Source organism: Streptococcus oralis, from assembly GCF_026782125.1.
GTDB lineage: Bacteria > Bacillota > Bacilli > Lactobacillales > Streptococcaceae > Streptococcus > Streptococcus oralis_CE.
This window is the reverse complement of record NZ_JAKUVY010000005.1, coordinates 248,620-264,650: the sequence shown is the minus strand read 5'-3', so window position 1 is coordinate 264,650 and position 16,031 is coordinate 248,620. Positions and strand designations below refer to the sequence as shown.

Sequence of the window (16,031 nt, the reverse complement as noted above, 5' to 3'; positions counted from 1 at the left end):
ATCTCAACTCTTTTATCTATTCTCAGTTTTACGCAATCTTTCCAGCGTTTCTTTAAAAATCTCTGGAATATCTGCTGTGAACCCCAAGGTCTCACCTGTTCTCGGATGGGTAAAACCTAGAGTTTTAGCATGGAGGAATTGTCCATGTCCTTTCAAGGTCTTGCGTGGACCATAGACCTCATCCCCAGCGACTGGATGGCCAATATAAGCCATATGAACACGAATTTGGTGAGTACGCCCTGTTTCCAGTTGCAACTCCACTAAGGTATAATCTCCAAAGCGTTCCAAGACGTGAAAACGTGTTACTGCAGGCTTTCCTTTAGCAGTCACAGCCTGTTTCTTACGGTCTTTTTCACTACGACCAATCGGCGCTTCAATGACACCACGATCATTGGGAAGATTGCCATGAACAATCGCCCAGTATTTGCGGAGAGACTTCTTGTCCTTTAGTTCTTGGGCAAGTGCCATGTGGGCCTCATCATTCTTAGCAATCATAAGGAGACCAGACGTGTCCTTATCAATACGGTGAACGATGCCTGGGCGAAGAACGCCATTGATACCTGACAAATCCTTGATATGGTACATGAGGGCATTAACCAAGGTTCCACTTGTATGACCTGCGCTGGGATGAACCACCATCCCCTGAGGTTTGTTGACGACAGCCACATCCTCATCTTGGAAGATGATGTCTAGCGGAATATCCTCAGCCACATACTCTAAAACCTCTGGTTCTGGCACATGGTAGGTGACGATATCCCCCTCTTGGACAGTGTATTTTGCTTTCTTTACTTGCCCATTAACCAAAACTTGTCCAGCCTTGATTTGTTCATTAGCGAGACTGCGTGACAATTCTGTCAGTTCCGACAGGGCCTTGTCTAAACGTTGTCCACCAATTTCAATTTTTATTTCCATTTACTTCCTCTTTAAGCATTGCAATCAATAAAACAATGACACCAACTGTCAAATAGCTGTCAGCAACATTGAAAATCGCAAAGTTGATAAAGTCTAGGTGAAACATATCCACCACAAAACCTTGACTCATTCTGTCGATAAAGTTGCCCAGACCTCCCGCGATGATCAAAGTCAGTCCAAAAACTAGCCAGAGAGAATCCTCCATGTGTTTATGTAGATACCAAATGGCTCCAGCCATGACGACCAAGGTAATGATAGCAAAAAACCACTGCTGGTCTTGTAACATAGAGAAGGCTGCTCCTCTATTTTGTAGATAAGTCAAGCTAACGAGATTGGGGATCCACGAACGCACTTCACCCAGTGGAATCTGCTGGAGAACATAGGCTTTAACCCACTGATCCAGCCCAATCAAAAGCAGTACAATGACTGCCACTATTCCTCTTTTTTTCATGATTTCCTCTTCTGATCAAAATATTCTTGCATAACCTCAACGAAAAGAGTCCCAGCTTGACTAAGCTCCACTTCTTCCCGTTTGACATAGACCATGCGGTTATCTAGATTATCCTTGAGACGAATGACTGTGATGCCATTAACACTGTCGCTATCTAAAAATCCTGAACCTGTTGCATAAGCATCCGTCCGCTCCAAAATACCGTTCAAGGTAGCACGGTCCGTCACATTAAACATCAGGGAGCTCGCGCTGGTGTCGACAAAGTTCTCTGAATAGTATAGGTACTCGTCCTTTTCCTGAGTAAAGCGAACTGTTGGTAAATCAGCTAAATCCTCCATGACCAATTCCTCTTTCTGTGCTAAAGGATGTCCTTCACGAAGATAAATGTGAGTCTGGAAAGGAATTAGTTCAATAACTTCTAAACCAAGCTTTTCAACCCGTTGCATGATGCCCTTTTTATTTTGGTTGTTGAGGTAGATAATCCCAATCTCACTATGTCCTTGGGCTACTTCGTCTAAGATTTGAACTGTAGTAGACTCAAAAATACGAAAGTTTTTGTAGTCAGGATAGCGCTCTGAAAAAGCCGTAATGGTTGGTGGCAAGAAGTCATAGTGCTGACTGGCAATGGAAAATTCATCCTTTTCTTCCTCAGGATTGGCATACTGATTTTGAAAAACATCAAATCCTTTGACCAATTCTTGCGCTTTCTCATAAAATTCCATACCGCGACGTGTCAAAAACGTTCCTGAACTCGTCCGACGGAAAATTTTAAAGCCTAACTCTTTTTCCAAATCGCGCACAGAAATAGACAGACTCGGCTGACTAACATACATCTTTTCAGCAGCTTCACGGAAAGTACCACTATTGGCAATAGCAACAACATAGCGTAATTGTTGAATATTCATCTTCTACCCCCAACTTCTCTATCTGTTCATTATACCATATTTTAGAAATTTTCCACTTAGGAAAAATAATGTCGCTCATAAAATTAATCTACACTAGTAACAAAGAGTTATGGGTATCAAAACAAAAAAATAGGCTCTCCGAAAACTCGGAAAGCCTTATTTAATGCTATTTCTAGCTTCCTCGCCTTTATATTTCAAGGCTCGGGATAAAAAGGTTCACTGGACCTTTTTATTTAGCGATTGGGTAAACAGAAACTTCGATTAACTCCAGCCATCTTAGATAATTGATTGCCATTCAAATTTCTTTTCAACATTATTCTGTTTAATTATTTTCACATTTCACACCTACGAAAACACTATATGTTGTTTTTCAGAAGATTTTAAATAACAATATATTGTGTTTTTCTGCAATCTATGTTATAATCATTCTTGACTAGGACCTCTAACCATTTTAGTCAAAATTTCAATAGAAAGGAGCATTATTATGTCAAATACTCCAATAAAACCTGGAACAGACAATCAGAAACCTGGCCACTATGTAGAGGTGGGACCTCGTGGTGAAAAAGTCACTAACGGTCATACCGCAACTATTGGAAAAGGTGATCGGCTCCCTCCGACATCAGCTAAAGGCAACGGCTGGAAGAAAGTCTAATCTTCGTTTGCGTACAATCGTTCAATGATTGTACGCTTTTTCCATAAACAAAAGCACATTCCAAAAATATTGATTTGAATCCATGCTTCAGTGTAATCTTTCCCATTGCTTGCATAATGAGTTATATAATGATGAATCATTTTATTCCCTCCTAAAGGCTAGTCATATTTGGGCCTTAGCCTTACGGTATATCCTGCAGCAGGAGTTACATCATCCAATGTAACTTCTGTGATTTTTTTCTTTCTATCGCTAGTTTCAACGATTAGTCATGTATAAAATCGACTATCTAAAACATTCACCCGATTTGGTTTAAAGTTATACGGATATCGTTTTGGTCTCATTTCCTCCCCCCTTTCAAATATGGTATAATTAAAATAAAACGATCGGAGCAAAAACTATGTCCGAAAAAAATTGTTTTATTGTGACTGCTATTGGTGAATCTGGTACGCCAACCAGAGAGCGGTCTAATAATGTATAATCGCATTAACTGTTGGATCTCTCCTTTCAATTATTGGGATTGTGGTTTCAATTATCGCTATCCTAGCCCAAAAATAAAAAAATCCCCACACTCGTAAAATTTTGCGAGTCTGGGCATATATAGAGGGTAGAAAAAACTGAATTTAACAAAAAAACTTGACAAAAACAGCAAAAGACTCTATAATAAAGTTAATCTAAGTGAATGCTCCCCCCTGGGAGCCTAGAAGAGTCTTTGCATCTATGCAGGGACTCTTTTTGATTTACAAAGGAGAAATATGGAAACAAAACCGTTCAAAACATTCCGAGAGCAGATAGAACTCCTAAAATCTCGAGGACTTGCCATCCGAGATGAAAACAGTGCAATCAGCATTTTATCGACATACAGCTATTACGAAATCATAAACGGCTATAAAGAAATTGGTATTGAACAAGGAGAGAAATTCAAAGAGGGTACAACATTTGAAAAACTCGTAGACTTTTTCCTCATGGACAAAAGCATACGAACAAATATCAATCTAGCATTACAAGAAATCGAGGCTCATCTTAGAACCGTTCTCTCATACGTAGTCGCAGAACATTACACTGCGGACCAAGATAAATACCTTCAAAGAGAGAACTATGAACGAGGTGCTAAAAAATTCAAAGAGTCTGAACGATCCAAGTTTCTACGTAAATGCTATAAAATCACCCAAGATAAGACCCAACCATATAAACATTATCGAGAAAAGCATGGCAACGTACCACCTTGGATTCTTGTTAAAGGGATGACTTTTGGCCACCTAATCACTTTTTATAAACTACAAAAGTCACATATAAAGACAGAAGTTATCCAGCGCATGACAGGGCTAGACAAAGAAAATATAGATAATGGTATTAAACAATTGTTTATAAATGTATTTTACTTCTTACTCTCCTATCGAAACAGATGCGCCCATCTTGGAAGAGTCTATAACTTTACAACAGAAAAGAACAAAATCAATTACAATAAGTTCTTTCACAATCGATTGCACATCTCAGAAGAAGATTACAAGAATGGGCAAGGACAAAACGGTTTGAGAACACTCATCTTTTCCCTAACCCTATTTAAAACTTGGGGTCCAGTATCACCAGTGGGATTATTGAACTTCCAGATTATGGAAGCTATCAACTCCTATCTGTTGAAATATCCAGAAGATAGAAATTATATAAACCAACAAATAGGTGGCGAGCTTATTCCTATCGTCTAAATAAAAAATCCCCACACTCGCAAAGTTTGGCCACTCTGAGTGTGAGGAACTTAGGTATAAGAAACAACCATTCAAAAGGTCGTTTTCTTATGCCCATTTTATCAGAAATGAGGTTCAAAATCAATGATTGGAAAATATCAAAAGAATGGAACTACTGCTTATTATTTTAAAGCATATCATGGATTAGATCCATTAACCGGCAAGAAGATTCAAACCTTTCGTAGTGGTTTTAAAACAGAACGTGAAGCAAGACTTGCTGAAGCAAAGTTCCTTACTGAGTATGAAAAAAAGACATTCAGAGCAAAAAACACCACCACAACTACCTTTCTCCAAGTCTATGAGATTTGGAAGGATCATTATAAAAATACAGTCAAATAATCAACATATGTGAGCCAAACTAGCATTGCTGACCGTCATATCTTGCCAATCTTTGGAAATAAAGCCATAAATAAGATTACCATGACGATGTGCCAAACCCAAGTGAATAAGTGGGCAGATGAATATAAGAGATTTTTTGGAATCATCAGCATAGCAAATCAAATCTTTGATTACGCTATATCCATGGAACTGATTGAAACAAATCCAATGAGAAAGACTCTGAAACCTAAACGACAAAAAAATAATACAGATGAACTTGAAAAGTTCTACAACAAAGAAGAACTACAAGAGTTTTTCGAAATCGTTAAAGGTTTTGATGATGTTGAAATGCTGACGTATTTTAGATTACTAGCTTTCACAGGAATGCGAAAAAATGAAATCAGCGCTCTAAGATGGTCCGATTTTGACTTGAAAACTGGACAGATTTCTGTCAAGCAAACCCTAGCCAAGGGTGAAGATAATAAACTAATCTTTCAGACTCCAAAAACCAAAAAGAGTGCTCGAACTATTGCCCTGGATCAAAAAACAATTGAAGTTTTAAAAGATTGGCACAAGTATAGTACAAAGGGACTTCTTTTTAAAAATGAGAATGGCGAGGCTAAAAGTATTGTCCATGTCAATAATATGTTGAACAGGATTTGGAGGAAGTATCCTGATTTCAAGCGAATCACTCCTCATGGTTTCAGACACACACACTGCTCACTACTTTTCGAAGCTGGTGCCACTATCAAAGAGGTCCAGGAAAGGCTAGGTCATGAGAATATCCAAACCACTATGGATATCTATGCCCATGTCACTCAAAAGGCAAAGGATGAAGTGGCTGATAAGTTCGCTTTTTACATTGGTTTTTAAAATATGGGTATCAAAACAAAAAAATAGGCTCTCCGAAAACTCGGAAAGCCTTATTTAATGCTACTTCTAGCTTCCTTGCCTTGTCATTTCAAGGCTCGGGATAAAAAGGTTCACTGAACCTTTTTATTTTGCGATTGGGTAAACAGAAACTTGTTTCTTATCGCGACCTTTACGTTCAAAGCGTACTACGCCTTCAACTTTAGCGAACAAAGTATCGTCTCCACCACGACCAACGTTTACACCTGGATAGATGTGTGTACCACGTTGACGGTAAAGGATTGATCCACCTGTTACAGTTTGTCCGTCAGCTGCTTTAGCTCCAAGACGTTTCGCTTGTGAATCACGTCCGTTTGATGTAGAACCTCCACCCTTTTTGTGGGCGAAAAGTTGCAAGTTGTTAAGAGTCATTTTTAACATAATGTTTTCCTCCGTGTTAGTTTTCTGTGATAACTCTGGTTTGGACGAACTCAGAAGAGTTCTCCGATAAGTTTGCCATACCTAAGAAAAATGATTCGAAGAATAACTGGGTCATTTCTCTCTGGTGTGAAGGAAGATCCGCTGGTATTTCAACCTTTAGATAGCCACCTTCATCTTCGTTTAATTCTAAGATTGGTTCATAGCCTGCAAATTTCTCAATGGAATTGATAAAGTTAATGGCAAGCGTAGAAACCGATGCACACACGACATCTAAGCCGTATTCGCCACTTTCGGCGTGTCCAGTAATTTCCGCACTCCTCAGCTCGCCATCTTCGGCTCTATCAAAGACTGCTTGTATCATGTGTTCTCCTTAAAATTAAGCGTTGATCGCGTTGATGACAACTTTTGTATATGGTTGACGGTGACCTTGTTTACGGTGGCTACCTTTTTTAGGTTTGTACTTGTAAGTAACAACTTTCTTTTGTTTTCCTTGTTTTTCAACAGTTCCAACTACAGTAGCTCCAGCAACAAGTGGAGTTCCGACAACAGTGTTTTCACCACCAACAAGAACAACTTCGTTAAAAGTGACTTCTTGACCAGCTTCAACGTTCAATTTTTCAACGTAAACTGCTTGACCAACTTCAACTTTAACTTGTTTTCCGCCAGTTTTGATAATTGCGTATGTGCTCATTATGCACCTCCTATGATTTTTAGGGTTTCCCCGTATTTTTGTGAAGACTCGCCTAGCATCGTGGGACGAACCACTTAAACTTGAAGAAACAAGTTACGATGTTCGTGCGGTTGCACAGGATTGTGCATAGTCAACTCTTCAAGTATAGCATATCTTCTCTTTTCTTACAAGCGAAATCAATCAAATTTAAGCTATTTCTCTCCTTTTTTTCTCCAAGAAGCAAAAAGTATACTGAAGTAAAAGATACTCATCATAAGAGGAACACCTAGAATTGTCTTCTCCTGATAGTAAATCGTCAAATAAGCTGAAAAAACAACTCCGAAGACAAAACTGCTAAGTAAGCTAACAAAAATCAATCCCTCTCGTAGGAAAGGCGTATGTTTGGTTCGGAAATAATCTCCAAAAGCCAGCATCGTTCGTTTGATATTCCCTGTCATAAAGGCATTATTATAGGCGATTCCCGAAACTTCTCCAAAGGCAGTTGTCACCAGTCCCATACAAAAGGCCAATGGCGGTACGAGATAGATATTATCAACCGTTTGTGGCACAAAGCCTACAATTAGGGATAGGACTGCAAGAGGAATCAAGGACAAAATCGGCTTTTTAACAATTCGTAGTTTTTCCTTATACAATGTCAGAAAAAAGACACCCATCATAAAGGAAAACAAGGTCATTACTTTGGCACTGGCATCCGAGACATTCTGTTGAATGAGTCCTACAGAAAGAAAAACCACATTCCCAGTTTGTCCAGCCACAAGAGTGTTCCCTCGAACGATAAAGGTATAGGCATCGACATATCCTGCACAAAAAGTCAAAAAAAGCGCTAGTCTCTTAGACTGACGTGATATTTTTCTTATTGGTAATAATCTCATTTTCTCCCCCTTCTCATTTCATCTACTTATCTAAACATTGTACCACTTTCTTTGAGAAAAGCGTAGTCCATTTGAAAATTTTTACCATCTGTTGGATAGTCCTTCTTTTCTATGTTATAATGAAGGAAGGATTTGAAGTCGGAAAAGGAGTATTTATGCTTAAATTAGGTGTCATCGGAACAGGGGCTATCAGCCATCATTTTATAGAAGCAGCCCATGCTAGCGGAGAATACCAGCTAGTTGCAGTCTATTCTAGAAAACTAGAAACTGCCGCAACCTTTGCTTCTCGGTATCAGGATATCCAACTCTTTGATCAATTAGAAGACTTCTTTAAGTCTTCCTTTGATGTAGTCTATATCGCCAGTCCAAACTCCTTGCATTTTGTTCAAGCCAAGGCTGCCTTGTCTGCTGGTAAGCACGTCATTCTTGAAAAGCCAGCTGTCACTCAGCCACAAGAGTGGCTGGATTTAAGACAGACAGCTGAGAAAAATCACTGTTTTATCTTTGAGGCAGCTCGTAATTACCACGAGGAAGCTTTTACTACTATCAAAAACTTTTTAGCAGACAAGCAAGTATTGGGAGGAGATTTCAACTATGCCAAGTATTCTTCCAAGATGCCTGACTTATTGGCTGGACAGACGCCAAATGTCTTTTCAGATCGTTTTGCTGGTGGAGCCCTTATGGATTTGGGGATTTACCCTCTCTACGCTGCTATTCGTCTCTTTGGAAAGGCTCAAGACGCGACCTATCAGGCTCAACAGCTTGACAATTGCATTGACCTAAATGGAGACGGTATCCTCTTCTACGCTGACTTTCAAGTTCATATCAAGGCTGGGAAAAACATCACTTCCAATCTTCCTTGCGAGATCTACACAGCAGATGGAACCTTGACCCTCAACACGATTGAGCATGTCCGCTCAGCTATTTTTAGCGACCACCAAGGAAATCAAGTTCAACTCCCTATCCAACAGGCTCCTCATACGATGACTGAGGAAGTTGCTGCATTTGCACACATGATCCAGCAACCAAACCAGACGCTCTACCAGACTTGGCTGGATGATGCAGGTTTTGTTCATGATTTACTCTATACCATGCGCCAGACTGCTGGCATTAGATTTGAGGCAGAAAAATGAAAACCAAACTACCTACTGAATGGCAAGAACTAAGTGACCGACTTGGTTTCCAAGAATTCACCCCCATTCAAACTCAACTATTTGAGCCCATTCTTGCTAGAGAAAACCTCCTAGGAGTGAGCCCAACAGGAACTGGTAAGACCCTAGCTTACCTCCTACCAAGTCTTCTCAGACTACAAAAGAAAAAAGCCCAGCAACTCTTGATTCTAGCACCAAATACAGAACTTGCTGGACAGATTTTTGATGTATGTAAAACGTGGGCAGAGGCTGTCGGCTTGACTGCCCAGCTCTTCTTATCAGGTTCGAGTCAGAAACGTCAGATTGAACGCCTAAAAAAAGGACCAGAAATTTTGATTGGAACTCCTGGCCGTATCTTTGAGTTGATTAAATTGAAAAAAATCAAGATGATGAATGTGGAAACCATCATTCTGGATGAATTTGACCAATTGCTTGATGATTCTCAGATTCACTTTGTTGAGAAAATCACTCACTACGCACCTCGTGACCACCAACTCATCTACATGAGTGCGACGACCAAGTTTGACCAAGAGAAGATTGCTCCAAACACGCGCACCATCGACCTTTCTGACCAAAAGTTGGACAACATCCAACACTTCTACATGCAGGTAGACCAACGTCACCGAGTAGACATGCTACGAAAGCTGGCTCATGTTGAGGATTTCCGTGGTCTGGTCTTCTTTAACAGCTTGTCAGACCTTGGAAGTGCAGAGGAAAAATTACAGTATCGCGATATCTTGGCTGTTTCCCTCGCTAGCGATGTCAATGTTAAATTTCGAAAAGTCATCTTGAAAAAGTTTAAGAACAAGCAACTAACTCTTCTTCTTGCAACAGACCTTCTAGCTCGTGGGATTGATATTGATAGTCTAGAATGTGTCGTAAACTTTGATATTCCTAGAGACATCGAAACTTACACTCACCGCGCTGGCCGTACAGGTCGCATGGGCAAAGAGGGCTATGTGATCACTCTCGTAACCCATCCTGAAGAGCTTAAAAAACTCAAGAAATTCGCAAGTGTACGTGAAATTGTCCTAAAAAATCAAGAACTCTATATCAAATAAGGTTGGCATTGGCCAACCTTTTTCTTATCCCCAAGTAATTTCTAATTGATAGCTGGCAAAGAGGTGTCCCTCTTGATTTTGTAGTTGATAGGCTAGCTCAATCTTTTGCCCATCTAGTTTGTAGTGACTCGTTTGAATGATAAACTCCTGCATCCCCATTGGAGTAGGAATATAGGCCAAACTATCACTATCCTTTAGAAAACGCATGATGGTCTTGGGACTCGAGAAACGGGTCATCACCAGTTCTTGACCATGAAACTTGAGAACCACTTTTTCCTTTTCCTCATTATAAAAGAGTAAATAGCTATAATCCCCCTTTTCACGCACTTCCACGTCATAGAGCTGGTCAATCACTTCCAACTGTTCATCAAACTGAATCCTATTTCGCATCCGAATCTTCACATCAAATCCTCTTTCTTGTCTCTTGTCCTACTATTTTACCAAAAAGAGCAGGATTTTGCTATAATGGTCATATGAACGAAAAAGTATTCCGTGACCCAGTTCACAATTATATCCATGTAAACAATCAGGTCATCTATGACTTGATCAATACAAAAGAATTTCAACGCTTGCGCCGTATCAAACAGCTAGGAACTTCCAGCTATACCTTCCATGGTGGTGAGCACAGTCGCTTTTCCCACTGTTTGGGGGTCTATGAGATTGCTCGTCGTATCACGGAGATTTTTGAAGAAAAATACCCTGAAGAATGGGATCCTGCTGAATCTCTCTTGACCATGACCGCTGCGCTCCTTCATGACCTTGGGCATGGTGCCTACTCGCATACTTTTGAACATCTCTTTGATACAGACCACGAAGCCATCACTCAGGAAATCATCCAAAGTCCTGAGACAGAGATTCACCAAGTCCTACTACAAGTAGCGCCTGATTTCCCAAAAAAGGTGGCTAGTGTCATCGACCATACCTATCCTAACAAGCAGGTCGTGCAGCTCATTTCTAGCCAAATTGATGCAGACCGCATGGACTATCTTTTGCGCGACTCCTATTTTACAGGAGCATCTTATGGGGAATTTGATCTGACACGGATCCTTCGAGTCATTCGTCCTGTCGAAAATGGTATCGCCTTTCAGCGCAACGGCATGCACGCCATCGAAGACTATGTTCTCAGTCGCTACCAGATGTATATGCAGGTTTATTTCCATCCAGCAACACGGGCCATGGAAGTTCTCCTACAGAATCTTCTCAAACGCGCCAAGGAACTCTATCCTGAGGATAAGGATTTCTTTGCACGCACTTCTCCACATTTGCTACCTTTTTTTGAAAAGAAAGTTACTCTATCTGACTATCTAGCTCTGGATGATGGCGTGATGAATACCTACTTCCAACTCTGGATGACCAGTCCTGACAAGATTCTCGCAGACTTGTCGCAACGCTTTGTCAACCGTAAAGTCTTTAAATCTATCACCTTTTCTCAAGAAGACCAAGACCAACTCGCAACCATGAGACAACTGGTTGAAGAAATCGGTTTTGATCCAGACTACTATACTGCCATTCATAAGAACTTTGACCTCCCTTATGATATCTATCGTCCCGAATCTGAAAATCCACGGACACAGATTGAGATTCTACAGAAAAATGGTGAACTGGCAGAACTCTCTAGCCTGTCCCCTATCGTCCAATCCCTTGCTGGCAGTCGCCATGGAGACAATCGTTTCTATTTTCCGAAAGAAATGTTGGATCAAAACAGTATCTTCGCAAGCATTACCCAGCAATTTTTACACTTGATTGAGAACGATCATTTTACCCCAAATAAGAACGAATAGAGGAAATTTATGAGTATTAAACTAATCGCCGTCGATATCGATGGTACCCTGGTTAACAGTAAAAAAGAAATCACTCCGGAAGTCTTTTCTGCCATCCAAGATGCGAAACAAGCTGGCGTCAAGGTCGTGATTGCAACCGGTCGCCCTATTGCAGGTGTTGCCAAACTTCTGGACGACTTGCAGTTGAGAGATCAAGGTGACTATGTCGTGACCTTCAACGGTGCCCTTGTTCAAGAAACTGCTACTGCCCATGAGATTATCAGCGAATCCTTGACCTATGAGGACTATCTGGATATGGAATTTCTCAGTCGCAAACTTGGTGTCCACATGCACGCCATTACCAAGGACGGTATCTACACGGCCAATCGCAATATCGGAAAATACACGGTGCACGAATCAACCCTCGTCAGCATGCCCATCTTCTACCGCACCCCTGAAGAAATGGCTGGCAAGGAAATCGTCAAGTGTATGTTTATCGATGAACCGGAAATTCTCGACGCTGCGATTGAAAAGATACCAGCAGAATTTTACGAACGCTACTCCATCAACAAATCTGCTCCTTTCTACCTCGAACTCCTTAAAAAGAATGTAGACAAGGGTTCAGCCATCACTCACTTAGCTGAAAAACTCGGATTAACCAAAGATGAAACTATGGCTATCGGGGACGAAGAAAATGACCGCGCCATGCTGGAAGTCGTTGGAAACCCCGTTGTTATGGAAAATGGAAATCCAGAACTCAAAAAAATCGCCAAATACATCACCAAAACAAATGACGAATCTGGCGTAGCCCATGCTATTCGTACCTGGGTATTGTAAAATGCTTAAGCATAGAAAATAAACAACACCCCAAAAAGTAGAGATGACACTCTAACTTCTGGGGTGTTGTTTTTGAATTTTCACCAAATCATCTAAGTATGCCCATCTTATCTAGTTCTTTTAAAGCAGACTCTCTTGATGGATATGGATTTCTATTGATGAAAGATTTTACAGCTTCGACGTGATGATAAAGATCCACGCTGATTTCTTTTAAATTTTCAATAAAGTCATCAAGCAAACCAGGTTCAATGTTCTCCAGGGGAGAAGGAAACTCCTTCTTGTTTTCAAGCTCAAAAGCTTCTTTAGCAGTCACCCCTATTGCATAACTAATGTTGTCCCACAAAAGAGTATTCGCTTCATTTTCATCCAGCTGCATGTAGATAAAAATTCCACTGAAGTCTGTCCCATCATCTAATAAACGATAAAGTTCCTCTCCCCTTTTATCTCTATTCTCCAAAAAACTCCAACATGCATCCAAGGCGCTTCGAATGTGTGAAATATATTGCGTTTCCATATGATTCGCAATTGCCTCAGTAAAAATCAACATAAAATAACTAGTCTGCATATCCTCTCCTAATCTATACTTGAACGAAATAGCCTATCCATTCTCATCTGATAAAAATAGTGGACCAAAGTAGTTTTTAACGAGATCGTCCTTTAAATATCCTTTTATTTCTGTTTCAGATATTTGTGAAATGAGTTCCCTATTTTCAGCTAGGATTTGTTTGTAACTTAAAGAAAGTACCTCAAGTATGTCCTCGTCGACACTTTCAATCGTTTGTGGCAGGTAGACTTCCTCCGAGGCCATATAAGAATAATGACAAATCAGGACAAAGAAATTAGCGATACAGTTCCATACTAGTGGATTGGTTTTCTTATCTAGCATCTGAAATGTCAAGATATCCTGCTCATCCATATTTTCCAATCGATTGTATAAATCATATGGACAAAACCCACTCTCTTTATCAAGCTCCTGTTTTGAAAGTTTTAAGGAGTCAAAGACAAATTCCTTATATTCTTTCTCACTGATAAAATCTACAAGACCGTATATCAACTCCTGTAGAAAGAGCAACAAATTTTTATTATCTTTCATTGATTTTCCTTTTATTACTAAAAATTATCTTGGGAATGTATGATTCACTGGAAAAGGTGACAATCACTCTTCCTCCTCAAACATCAGAGCATCTAATTCTTCTCTTTCAGCCGCAATCTCTTCGAAGGTAGAAATAATATTATTTAAAAATTCTAAGGTGATAATACCAGTCGAATCTCTCATCGTAACCATAGTCCCAATAGCACTCAACTCATGGATGAGTGCTCTAACCTTTTTCAATTCATCCAAATCTAACATGTCTACTTCTATTACCGTGTCATGATCTTCTATTCTGGATTGAATTAAAGAGAAAGGCAAGGATGAATAATTTCTTAACAACTTATAGGTTCCTGACTTGTCACCTATAGAATCTATACAAATAGCTAGCATCATTTTTACTCCTTTATACTTGAAAACATCAGTATCCCATGTCTACAAGGAAAAGATATAAGCTTGAATCTCCTCTATCATGCATCGATTTGTCGTTCTTACTCTTATGGCTTGAAGCCATAAAGATAAAGCAAGCATAATAGCTTGCTTGAAAGTTAAGGAATTAAAAATTGATTTTCATAATCTTTTGGGAGTTCATAAGATATTTCTCCATTACTATTACCAAATCGACTTTGATTAAAAATTGGAAATAGCTTGGAGTCGTACACAGTTTTTATAACAAAACGTTCTCTTTCAAAACTAATAGTTGCAGCTACTGAGGGATCCTTAAAAACTGATTGTTCCCCTTGGGAATGCAAGCGAACGTTTATAGTAGCTACTTCTTCAGGATATTTCTCAAATCTAACATCAAAACTAATGTCGCTACCTGTCGAAGGAATGTACATTTGATATTCACTTACACTGATACTTTGAATCTTTCCTAATTTCTGTTCCAATTCTGGGTCGTTTCTATACAGGTCTGTTTGGATAGCTAGTTTGAAATTTTCCTCATGTTCTTGTAGCCATCTGTTAAGATTACGAATCATAATTTCTTTTTCAACTTGCCTGGAGGCATCCTTGCTCTTGCGATCAAGTTTATTCATAGTTTCAGTCAATTTATCTTGCTCTCGCTTCCAATCCCACGAGGGGTCACTTGATACCTCTACTACTGATAAGTACCATCTCCTCATAGTTTCAGGAGATTTATAAGGATTGGGTTTTATAAATGTAAAAGGACCTATACCAGCATCAGGAAAGTATAATTCTACTTTCATTGACTGCTTGCGATTATTATTAGCATAGGCTGTAAAGGAAATATGATAATTTCCACCTACATCTCCACCATTATCAAAGCCTCCCCTCGCAGAACCTGGTAAAAGCGTCACTGACTTTATATATTGCCCTTGACTGTCTATGTCTGCAATAATTTCGCTTTTGATAGAATCCGCATGATCATGAATAAACTTACCAGTGTTCCCAATCGGTATCCTAATTAACAAATATGACAAACCAATAATAATAAAGGGAACGGAAATTGCAAGGAATATCCACTTGTTCGATTTTAACATAATATCTCCTGATGCTCATTAAAAATCAGTTATAAAACAGCTTTTATAGTGCTTTACCTTTCAACCCGACGGTTCCTTTTTTCAATTTCATTCATTGATTATCCTCCCGTTGTTTAAATATAGTTAAATCTATTTGAACAGCCTCATCCCTAGATTCCATTAGTATTGAAATTCCATAGATTGTTCCACTAGAGTACCTTACTCTGATTCTACAGGTTGTATCCTCTGGCATATCGTACTTATTTTTAAGATATTTATAGAGGTCAGAATGATTTTCTGGTTCATAGATAATATCACGAAGCTCTGTTTCTGCACTCTTAAAGGTTTCTTTTATATTCAAGGAAGCGAAATAATCTCTTTGTACTACCAAATTAAGAATTTCTTCATCATATAAAGGAGTTACCTCCGACCCATAATTTAACTTCCCATTAGAGTAAGTAACAGGAACTGTTTCTTTATTATCCCCAATTTTTATTGTATAGTCACCCTTAATGTCAGATTGGCTAGTATCTAAGAATACTTTATAATCCTTTACTACGTTTCCACTCTCTATATAAATACTATTTTTGTAAAGCTTTAATCCATTAAACTCCTTCTTGTCTTGCTCTAAAAATTTAAATATAGGTTCAAACGTTTTTTCAAATTCGTACTGTTCCTTTGTTCTGTTTTTGGGAATGGTCTCACCACCCAAACTACATCCAGTCAGTGTATAAAGAGTCAGGACCATTAACATCACACTAACAACCCAAAATAAGCGTTTATTTTCCTTCATCTCTTTCTCCTAAACATTCTATGCC

21 protein-coding genes, 1 pseudogene and 1 other annotated feature are annotated in these 16,031 nt (G+C 39.3%); of the genes and pseudogenes, 9 read left to right on the top strand and 13 right to left on the bottom strand.

The features are described from left to right. Window positions 1-12: 12 nt before the first annotated feature. From MK385_RS06095 to MK385_RS06085, 3 genes are read right to left on the bottom strand one after another with little or no spacing between them, the layout of a single operon-like run. On the bottom strand, window positions 13-912 hold the full coding sequence (locus MK385_RS06095) for an RluA family pseudouridine synthase (protein WP_268725559.1): 900 nt from the start codon (window positions 910-912) through the stop codon (window positions 13-15). Further along, window positions 896-1,363 (bottom strand): signal peptidase II, encoded by a 468-nt coding sequence (gene lspA, locus MK385_RS06090; protein WP_000745689.1) that lies wholly within the window; start codon window positions 1,361-1,363, stop codon window positions 896-898. The genes MK385_RS06095 and lspA overlap by 17 nt, the downstream gene beginning before the upstream one ends. Next, a complete protein-coding gene (locus MK385_RS06085; RefSeq protein ID WP_042902404.1) occupies window positions 1,360-2,268 on the bottom strand; it encodes a LysR family transcriptional regulator in 909 nt (302 codons plus the stop codon). Before MK385_RS06085 ends, lspA begins: the two co-directional genes overlap by 4 nt. On the opposite strand from MK385_RS06085, the pseudogene MK385_RS06080 reads away from it, so the two are divergent. The 5 genes and pseudogenes from MK385_RS06080 to MK385_RS06060 form a co-directional block, all read left to right on the top strand. Next, a pseudogene (locus MK385_RS06080) lies at window positions 2,261-2,332 on the top strand (AraC family transcriptional regulator); the annotation flags it as partial. The gene MK385_RS06085 and the pseudogene MK385_RS06080 sit on opposite strands and share 8 nt — an antisense overlap. Before the next feature lie 420 nt (window positions 2,333-2,752). Continuing rightward, window positions 2,753-2,920, top strand: coding sequence for a YjzC family protein (locus MK385_RS06075; protein WP_268725558.1), 168 nt, complete (start codon window positions 2,753-2,755; stop codon window positions 2,918-2,920). A 752-nt stretch (window positions 2,921-3,672) separates the two neighbouring features. Then, window positions 3,673-4,623: an Abi family protein gene (locus MK385_RS06070; protein WP_247920518.1), complete on the top strand. Its 951-nt coding sequence runs from the start codon at window positions 3,673-3,675 to the stop codon at window positions 4,621-4,623. 123 nt (window positions 4,624-4,746) lie between these two features. Next, complete coding sequence (locus MK385_RS06065; protein ID WP_268725557.1) at window positions 4,747-5,001, top strand: Arm DNA-binding domain-containing protein; 255 nt, start codon at window positions 4,747-4,749, stop codon at window positions 4,999-5,001. Between the two features lie 9 nt (window positions 5,002-5,010). Next, entirely contained in the window at window positions 5,011-5,853 is an 843-nt protein-coding gene (locus MK385_RS06060) for a site-specific integrase (protein ID WP_268725556.1), read from the top strand. Window positions 5,854-5,976: 123 nt separating this feature from the next. Here MK385_RS06060 and rpmA read toward each other — a convergent pair whose 3' ends face one another. From rpmA to MK385_RS06040, 4 genes are all read right to left on the bottom strand, one after another. Beyond that, window positions 5,977-6,270, bottom strand: coding sequence for a 50S ribosomal protein L27 (gene rpmA / locus MK385_RS06055; protein WP_000916509.1), 294 nt, complete (start codon window positions 6,268-6,270; stop codon window positions 5,977-5,979). Between the two features lie 16 nt (window positions 6,271-6,286). Then, window positions 6,287-6,631 (bottom strand): ribosomal-processing cysteine protease Prp, encoded by a 345-nt coding sequence (locus tag MK385_RS06050; protein ID WP_268725555.1) that lies wholly within the window; start codon window positions 6,629-6,631, stop codon window positions 6,287-6,289. A gap of 15 nt (window positions 6,632-6,646) precedes the next feature. Beyond that, a complete protein-coding gene (gene rplU, locus MK385_RS06045; RefSeq protein WP_000109141.1) occupies window positions 6,647-6,961 on the bottom strand; it encodes a 50S ribosomal protein L21 in 315 nt (104 codons plus the stop codon). 34 nt (window positions 6,962-6,995) lie between these two features. After that, window positions 6,996-7,083 (bottom strand) — a sequence feature (ribosomal protein L21 leader region). 69 nt (window positions 7,084-7,152) lie between these two features. Further along, window positions 7,153-7,833, bottom strand: a complete 681-nt coding sequence (locus MK385_RS06040) for a YoaK family protein (RefSeq protein WP_042768358.1) — start codon at window positions 7,831-7,833, stop codon at window positions 7,153-7,155. A 155-nt stretch (window positions 7,834-7,988) separates the two neighbouring features. Here MK385_RS06040 and MK385_RS06035 point away from each other — a divergent pair, with 155 nt between their 5' ends. Both MK385_RS06035 and MK385_RS06030 read left to right on the top strand, forming a co-directional pair. Beyond that, entirely contained in the window at window positions 7,989-8,966 is a 978-nt protein-coding gene (locus MK385_RS06035; RefSeq protein ID WP_268725554.1) for a Gfo/Idh/MocA family protein, read from the top strand. Continuing rightward, window positions 8,963-10,045 carry a DEAD/DEAH box helicase gene (locus MK385_RS06030; protein ID WP_268725553.1) on the top strand — a complete coding sequence of 361 codons (1,083 nt, stop codon included), beginning with the start codon at window positions 8,963-8,965 and terminating at the stop codon, window positions 10,043-10,045. The genes MK385_RS06035 and MK385_RS06030 overlap by 4 nt, the downstream gene beginning before the upstream one ends. Window positions 10,046-10,069: 24 nt before the next feature. Here the strand turns inward: MK385_RS06030 and MK385_RS06025 are convergent, their stop codons facing one another. Continuing rightward, window positions 10,070-10,447 carry a YwiB family protein gene (locus MK385_RS06025; protein WP_268725552.1) on the bottom strand — a complete coding sequence of 126 codons (378 nt, stop codon included), beginning with the start codon at window positions 10,445-10,447 and terminating at the stop codon, window positions 10,070-10,072. A 71-nt stretch (window positions 10,448-10,518) separates the two neighbouring features. On the opposite strand from MK385_RS06025, the gene MK385_RS06020 reads away from it, so the two are divergent. Together MK385_RS06020 and yidA are read left to right on the top strand one after the other, a co-directional pair. Further along, window positions 10,519-11,826, top strand: a complete 1,308-nt coding sequence (locus tag MK385_RS06020) for an HD domain-containing protein (RefSeq protein ID WP_042902410.1) — start codon at window positions 10,519-10,521, stop codon at window positions 11,824-11,826. 9 nt (window positions 11,827-11,835) lie between these two features. After that, window positions 11,836-12,642, top strand: coding sequence for a sugar-phosphatase (yidA, locus tag MK385_RS06015; protein WP_084878008.1), 807 nt, complete (start codon window positions 11,836-11,838; stop codon window positions 12,640-12,642). Window positions 12,643-12,730: 88 nt separating this feature from the next. On the opposite strand, the gene MK385_RS06010 is transcribed toward yidA, so the two are convergent. The 5 genes from MK385_RS06010 to MK385_RS05990 form a co-directional block, all read right to left on the bottom strand. Beyond that, entirely contained in the window at window positions 12,731-13,207 is a 477-nt protein-coding gene (locus tag MK385_RS06010; protein WP_268725551.1) for an Imm6 family immunity protein, read from the bottom strand. 33 nt (window positions 13,208-13,240) lie between these two features. Next, window positions 13,241-13,735 (bottom strand): Imm6 family immunity protein, encoded by a 495-nt coding sequence (locus MK385_RS06005; protein WP_268725550.1) that lies wholly within the window; start codon window positions 13,733-13,735, stop codon window positions 13,241-13,243. A gap of 63 nt (window positions 13,736-13,798) precedes the next feature. Then, entirely contained in the window at window positions 13,799-14,125 is a 327-nt protein-coding gene (locus tag MK385_RS06000; RefSeq protein WP_044021737.1) for a hypothetical protein, read from the bottom strand. 155 nt (window positions 14,126-14,280) lie between these two features. Then, entirely contained in the window at window positions 14,281-15,234 is a 954-nt protein-coding gene (locus MK385_RS05995; RefSeq protein WP_000920280.1) for a hypothetical protein, read from the bottom strand. Window positions 15,235-15,325: 91 nt separating this feature from the next. Further along, a complete protein-coding gene (locus tag MK385_RS05990) occupies window positions 15,326-16,006 on the bottom strand; it encodes a hypothetical protein (RefSeq protein ID WP_000662241.1) in 681 nt (226 codons plus the stop codon). Window positions 16,007-16,031: the final 25 nt, after the last annotated feature.